Annotated in this window: 1 protein-coding gene; it reads right to left on the minus strand. The window is 40.5% G+C overall.

Translation table 11 applies throughout. The annotated features are described in order from the left end of the window. On the minus strand, positions 1-8,753 hold an 8,753-nt coding region (locus G466_RS0118555), incomplete at both ends, for a hypothetical protein (protein WP_026814966.1).

An 8,753-nucleotide genomic window follows, 5' to 3' on the forward strand; every position in this document is an offset into this window, starting at 1 on the left:
GCGTCACAACCAGACCCGGAAACATCGTATACCACAGCCTTATAATCTCCAGGTGCAAGTCCGGCGAACACATTAGACGCCTGAGAAACTCCTCCTATTACACTGGTATTGGTATCATCTAATAAATCGTACTCATAAGTACCAGACCCACCGCTAGCGGTGATGGTAATAACACCGTCATCTACCGGACAGGATGGCTGAGTAGTAGCCACTGCCGTTGCAGACAATGGAGCTATGATGTCGATTGTATCTGTTACAGTACATCCGTTAGCATCACTAACCGTTACCATATAGGTGCCAGGAGCAGATACCGTAAAAGTACCGTTGTTCTGGAAACCATTTCCAATACTGTATTTTAAAGGTCCTTTCCCTGTACCTGTAGCAGTAAACGTATAGGAGTTTCCTGTAGAAGTACACTGATCGTCCGCATAGGCTGGTAAGCTTACCGTTGGAAGGGGATCTACATCAATAACCACATCTATCTTATAAGTACAGTCCTTGGCATCTTTCACCCATACGTCCCAATTTAAATTGGTAGCAGGATCAAGAATCGCACTGGCACTTGCAGTATAATCACTTGGATTAGGAGTGGACCCGTCTTGTACAAAAGCATAGGTATAACTACCGTTCCCTCCACTGGCCTTAACCGTTACCTGTGCACCAATAGTACAATTGGCGTTGCTATTTTTAGTAACAACCAAATCTAATGCTGCATCTGGCGACCCTATAGTCACAATATTTGACGTAGCCGGACAGAATGGAGCATCTGTAGCAGTAAGTTCCACATAGAAATTCCCTGCAGAAAGTCCTGCAATGCTTAGCACTCCTGGGGCTACTCCCGTATTTGTTATAGAGGTAGTGGTACCATCACTATGGAACACCTCATAAGAGTAGTTACCAGTATAATCGGTAACATGTATCTCCATCACCCCATCAGAATCTCCAAAACAGGTCACTGGTGTAATGGCCGTGGCCACAACATCAACTAGATCGTTTGGAACAATAGTATAGGGTGCAGAAGTGAAATAACATTCTGTTACATTATCAGTCACTCTAAAAGTATAATCACCTACCCTATTCAATTGGTAAATAGCAGTATTTCCTGTTACAGATATTGATGTTCCATAAGGGCTTCCAATTGGCAACAATTCAAAAGTAAAGTCTCCTGATCCCCCAGTTACTGTTATTTCTATCTCCTCATCATTGTTACAGGATATTTCCGTCAATTGCATAAAGGACACATCTGTAATTTCTGGAAGAGGATCAATTGTCTGAGTTAATGGCGCCACAATAGTACATCCATTACTATCCTTAACGTCCACAGTAAAGGTACCCGCAGCAGCAGTTACATAGGTATATTGATTTTTGGCGGCACCTGTACCCTCAAAATATCCCCCTCCATCTACACTGAAAAAGTAGGGCCCTGTACCTGTAGAAGCATCCGCAATGATATCAAAAGAAGCTGATTGTGTAGTATTATCCACATCACAAGCAAATTCTACCACGTTGCTTATTGAAGCAGCCAATTGAGCTGGCTCAACTATAGTAACGTTGTTCGTAACCACACAGTTTCTGTTAGAAGTCACGGTAATTACGTAATTCCCTGGATTTAAACCTGAGAAGAATCCATTGCTTTGAGTAATGGCCGCATCTACCCCATTGTCTATGGTAAAGATATAAGGCGGATTGTCATTTACTCCAGCACTTGGAGCAACCAAACTAACCTTTATGCTACCATCGGCTGCACCAAAACAACTAATATCAGTTTTCTGGGTAGTTTGTAAGGTTACTGCTGATGGCTCTTCCAAAGTCACCATGATTTCCTTGGTACAATTGGTAGGACTTCCTAGCATAATATCTGTCACTCGGACAACATAAGACCCGAAAGCCAATCCTATAAACTGGTTTCCAACTGGGGCAATTCCCGTTGCCGTAATGCCATCCGCTTCAAACAATTCAGTAGTATAGGTTCCTGACCCACCAGCAACCACAAAGTCAATTACCCCATCATTAGTATTACATGAGGGTTGGGTATTCACCGAAGCATTAAAATCTAATTCAGAACTAATGGTAATCGATTCAATTTCTCCACATCCATTAGCGTCTAACACCTCAATATCATAAGTACCAGAACTAAGGTTATTAAAGTTATATGGGAAGGATGCACTATTTTGGAAAGCATTCCCAACAATTCTAACTCGGTATGGGGCTATTCCTGTATTTGTAGCATCTAGGCTAACATTTATAGAATAACTACCTTCCTCTGCACACTCATTTGCAATGGACAATGCAATATCTGGACTAGTATCTTCGGTGATTGTAATATCTAAAACTTTAGAAATACAACCATTCGCATCTTGGGCATATATATCCCAGTTTGCAGCTGTACTATAATCTAAATGAAGGGTTTCGTCCTCTGGAAATGCTCCTGGAATAGCTGAACCATCTAATACTACCGCATAGGTATATGGTCCGGTACCTCCACTGGCTTGTACAACTACAATTGCATCTTCATTACAATTGTCTGGCGTATTACTAACCTCAACTACAATTACTTCTTCCGGGGCATCAATCGTTACGGAATTAGAAACCTCGTTACACAAAGGAATTTGTGTTTCAGTTACTCTAACAGTGTACATTCCGGCCGGTAAGGTCTGTGGAATTACATAATTAAATGGATTTGAGGTTGCATTATAGCTTCCAGACGCACCTGACACTGGATTCCCAAGACTATCCAAAACCTGATAATCAAAAGTTCCTGTATAACCAGAAATATTAATTTGTAATTCCCCATCAGAACTATCACTACAGCTAGCATCTGCAACAAGAGAAGCAGCTACTGAAATAAGCTTATATGGAGCTATATTATGCTCTACAATTACAGAACAGTTCGTAATATTATCTAGTACCTCATAGGCATAATTTCCTGGTGCGGTTAAAACAATATTTGTTGGATCCGCAACCACAGTACCATTTGTCAATTCAGTAATAGTATAATCTCCTGAACCATCCGCTGGGTGTATTTGGATAATTTCCTCGCCGTTATTACAATCTATATTTTGATGTACAGTAATACTAGCAGTTACCTCTTGTTCTACAGGAATAGCAACCGCTATTGCTGCAGTACAACCATTATCATCCTTAACAATCACATTTACATCTGGGGCACCAAAGGCCACATTATAGGTGTTATTAGACTGGAAAGATCCGCCATTAAAGCTGTACAAATATGGTCCTGTTCCTGTTGGACTTGGATTATCCACAGTTACCGTACTAAAATTATCATCACAACTATATGCAGATGCAGAAGCAGTAAACACCAATTGTGTTGGTTCTGTTACGGTAATAGTCTCGCTATGAGAACATCCATTATTTGAAATAACAGTAACTGTATAATTACCTTGAGCCAGCCCGTTAAATACATTTGAACTTTGGGTATTAATACCACCGTCAAAACTGTATAGATAAGGAACATCCAAGTTTCCTGCGTTCAATGTTACCGTAATAGTGCCATCATTTCCTCCAAAACAGCTCACCTCTTCAGAAGATAAGGTGAAGGTTGGATTTACAGGAGCCTCTATATCAATGCTCACATTATCTACACAGCCCGTTACATTATCTACTATATCAAAATTATATGTGCCGCTTGTTAATCCAGTAAACACTGGATTATTAATTTGTGTAGGACCAGCAGGAGAAGTTTGAATAAAATTAAAGTCTCCAGATCCACCATCTGTAACTAGGGTTACCTCCGCACTATTGACAGGATCACATTGCTCTTCAGCAGTTTGTGTTGCTATAGCAGAAAATGGAGGAGAAATGGTAATAGTTTTGGCTGCCTCTCCACATCCATTGGAATCTATTACTCTTACAGTATGGTCTCCAAACGAAAGGTTAGATATTGTTACGGTATCTCCTGAATTGTTTAGAGTTACCGGCACAAAAGTTCCACCATTTACACTCATATAATGCGGTGCAATTCCAGCAGTATTTAACTCTACTTCAATTTCATAAGTCCCATCTGAAGCTACACAAGAATCCACAACACTTAAGTTGATAACTGTTTCAGGGTCTTTTTCTAGTGTTACCTTTACAGGTGGCGCTATACAGCCGTTTATATCCTGTACGTAAATGTCATAATCTACAGGATAAGTTGCGGAAGTTATCTGCATTGTACTAGATTCTGGAAAAGTTGTAGGGGCCGCGGCTCCTGCAAGCACATAAGCATAAGTATAACTTCCAGAACCTCCTGTTGCTCTAACCGTAACAAAAGAACCATCAGTACAATTTGCTTTAGACTGACTTACCAGACTTAATTCTACTGGATTAGGCTCCAATATTCTAAACTCGTAGGTATTTGAACAAAACGGAGTGGTATCTTCCTGAAAAAACAATACATAATCTCCTGGAGGAATGTTATTTACAGTTATTGAAGGGGTTGCAGTAGGACCTCCAGCTGGCTGAGTAACACTACCAGAGTAAGCCGCTCCTAAGGGTGAATTGGTAAGGGCATTACGTATCTCGTAATTAAGAACGGTTACACCTGAATCGAAGCCCTCAATTTGAAATTCTAAAGACCCATCCGTTTCTCCAAAACAATTTACATCGGTTACAGTTGGGAAATCAACCACATCAATATTTGAAGGATTTGGAATCTCTGCCTCTATGTAACTAGAGCAACCAGTAACATCGTCAATAGCTTGGAAAACATATTTCTGACCTGGGTTTAGACCAGTAAAGGTAGCAAGTACAGGGTTACCGGATGTGGTAACAGAATTTGGGCCAATACTTGTGCCTAAAATAGTAAAGGTGTAGTTTCCTGACCCACTATCTGCAGTCAATTCAACAGTCCCCCCACTTATACAGTCTACAATAGCTGGATCTGAAGTAAGTGATATATATGGACTAGCCAACACTCTTACTGGATTCTCATAATACTCGCAACCATTCGCGTTTATAATCCTAACATAGTAATCTCCAAAGTTCAATCCGTCAAAAGTAATTGAGGTGTCGGAAGTGGTTGCTGGATTAGGTGTTGGACCTGAAACGGTAACGATATTATTGGATTGATCAAATAGGGTATACGTGTAATCGGCAACCCCACCACTAGTAATACTGATATCTATTGATCCTAGGACATCACCTGATGGGCCACAGGAAACGTTATTTGCGATAACGTTTGCATCAAAAATTGGAGGGTCATTTAATACTACACTATACGTTGTCTCACAACCTTTACTATCTTTAATAGTATATGTATATGCTGTGCCAGCTGATAATCCCGAATAGGTTCTTTGAGAGGTAAATGAACCCCCTTTAAAGCTAAATTGATACGGAGAGAGTCCTGATCCTGAAACCGGAACAATTTCAAGAACTCCATCATCACCTCCATAACAACTAGGATCAGTTGCTATGTGAGTAGCTTCCGGGGTGGTAATAGGATCTACCTGGATAGGATTTGAAATTACATAACACCCTTTATCGTCATACACCCTAAAAATATAATTTCCTGCCGCATTGGTATTAAAGCTAAAGCTTGTTCCTGTTATAGCAGCACCTGGATTAAATGTAGTTCCACCATCAGTACTTACCTCATAGCGATTATATGGAAGATAACCTCCGTTTACAGTCACCTGAATAACAGCATCCGTAGGAATAGAACAAGTGAGATCTTTAGTAACCACCGCATTGCTGATTTGTAATCTTTCTGGAACAACTATTGTTAAAAGTCCAGTAGAACAACCAAAAATATCTGTTGCTTCAAAATTATAGGTTCCAGGAGCCAAGTTTGAAAAAGTTTCACTAACCTGAAAAGTACCACCATTTACTCTGTACCTATAAGGCCCTTGTCCTCCTGTAGCGGTTAAGACAATCTCTGCACCATTGGCATCGGAACAAACATCTGAACTAGGATCTAAGGCTAGAGTAGGAGTATCTATAGCATTAATAGTAATTGGTTTATCCACTATACATCCGTTGGCATCCATTACTCTAATGGTATAGGTTCCTGCAGTAATATTTGTAAAGGTTTTATTACTCTGAAAAGGTACTATAACCCCTGTAGCGGTAGCATCCATAAGCTGCTGTTTATAGGATCCCCACCCACCAGTTGCATTTACTAAAATTGACGCATTGCTAGAACAAGTAACATCTGTATTGGTAAAAGTGAAATCTAAGGGGGTAGTAGGTTCTGCGATCAAAGCTGGAGCAGATGCGGTACAATTCGTGATATCATCGGTTACAATAACCACATAGGTGTCTGCTTCTAAATTTGGAACAGAAATCGGAGTGATCGCATTTATATTGTTAGCTGACTGTACTATATTGCCGGCACTATCCTCCACCACATAACTAAATGTAGATACAAAGTCGCTCGTCTCAAAAGTAAATTCTCCATCAAGGTCCCCTTTACAGGTTACGTTATTTACCAATTGGTACAATACGTTAACTTTTGGGATCGTATTTACAGTATAGCTTTCTTGTATTGCACAACCCTTGGCATCTGTAACTTCAAATGTATACGTCCCTGCGGCCAATCCTGGAAAAGTTGGATTATTACCATTGTCCTTTGCGTGCAGGACAGGTGCGATAATCTTATAGTTAAACGGTCCATTTCCATCGGTTACATTCACGGTAATATCACTAGTAACAGCCGGACAGGTGATTGCCGTTGGGGTAAAGGATAAATCTGTAGGTCCATTTAACGGATCAATAGTTTGTGTACTTATTACCGTACAGTTATTGCTATCCTTAGCTGTAATGGTATAGGTTCCTGCGGTTAATCCAGAAAAAGTAGTTCCAACTCCAAAATTAACCCCATCAATACTGTAGGTATATGATCCTGAACCACCTGTAATACTGGTTACATCAATAGTTGCAGATCCAGTAGTACAAGTATAATCTTGTGAAACAGCAGTGGATAATGCTAGAACTGCAGGGTCAGTTAAATTCACTGTACCTGTTGTCTCACATCCTTTAGCATCGGTAATAGAATAAGTAAAAGTGCCTGCTATTAAGCCAGTATAGACCATTTGTGTAGAAGGGGCACTCCCATTAAATACTACCTGGTATGGTATTGCTCCTCCCGTGACGTTTAAATTAACGGAACCATCGGCAGAACCTGCACAACGTGGATCAGTTACCACCGGACTTACTGTTGGTGGAACATTACTGGTTACTCTTATGTTGTTGGATGTTACGGTACAACCCGAAGCATCCGAAATTACAAACTGATAAGATCCCGCAGTACTTGTGTTAAATACAAATGGTGATACACTCACCGCAGTGCTGGCCTGAAAAATTGTTCCATCCAAGAACACTTCATAGCTGTATACTGGATTTCCGTTTGCTATAGAAATGTTAATTTCAGCATTTGGACTAATACTACAATCCAAATCCTTATCAAGAGACGCGTTTACGGTAAGTCTGGGATTTATAGTAATGGTTTCCGTATCTGTACAGTTTTTATTGTCTATAACATCTACGGTGTATGTCCCAGGAGTTAATCCGCTAAAAATAGTGTTGGATTGGTAAGCACCGCTATTAATTCTGTATTGAAATGGTGCTTGTCCTCCAGAGGTAACAGAAGCGGTTATTGTTACACCTACAGAAGCATCATAACACAAGTTATTGGCGTTTAATGCAAGCTCTGGAGCTATGGCCGGATTTAATGTAAAGGTGGAAGAAACACTACATCCATTTACATCGGCAACATCAACACTATAAGGTGCAGAAGTATCCAATAGGTCCTTAAAAACTCCAGTAGTATTGGAAAATACAGCTCCACTTGGGTCTGTAATTTGATAGGTATATCCACCCCATCCTCCAGAAATAGAGATAATCACCGTTCCAGGAACCGTTCCGCTTACGGAACAGCTTGGATCTGTGACTACCACTGCATCAATCATAAGTAAATCTAACGGCTCGTTTATAGTAACTGTGGCCGTATCGGTACAATTCGTAGTATCGTCCGTAACAGTAATGGTATAATTACCGGCCACAAGGCCACTAAAATTCAATGGACTTGTAGTAATTCCGTTTTGCGGAGTTATTGGCGTGGGTCCAGTTACGGTATAACTGTACGTTCCGGAAATACCGGTAATACTATATTGAATTACACCATCCAATCCGCCTTGGCAAGAAACATTCTCTACTAAAGTTCCTGATACATTTATCTTTTGGACCGGGATAATGGTAAAGTTCTCCTCATAGCTACAAGCATTAGAATCAGTTACTTTAAAGGTATAGGTGTTTGGTGCAAGATTATTAAACACTCCAGTAGTATTAGAAGCTATTGCTCCCACAGGATCAATAATCTCGTAAGTGATTGTACCACTTCCACCGGTAACAGAAAGATTCACCACTGACGTCTCTGCCGTACAATAAGGCGCCGTGGCATTAAATGTGATATCCGTTGGTGAGTCTAGGGCTGGAATAGTTACGGGTATGGTCGCAAAAGTACATCCGCTGGCATCTTTTACCGTAATAGTATAATTCCCAGTGCTAAGTCCTGTAAAGGTATCTCCTGTAACAAATGTCACTCCGTCAATACTATAGGTGTATCCAGGTGTTCCCCCAGTTACATTTTGTACCTGAATGCTGGCCGACTGTAAACAAGTATAGGACTGAATAACTACTGCATCTGCAGCAATAGGATCTGGCGAAGTTAAAGTAGCACTGCCATTATAAGTACAACCTTTACTGTCCCGTACAATATAATTATAGGTGCCAGAAGAAAGTCCGGAAAAAGTAGT

The organism is Arenibacter certesii DSM 19833 (assembly GCF_000429545.1).
Lineage (GTDB): Bacteria > Bacteroidota > Bacteroidia > Flavobacteriales > Flavobacteriaceae > Arenibacter > Arenibacter certesii.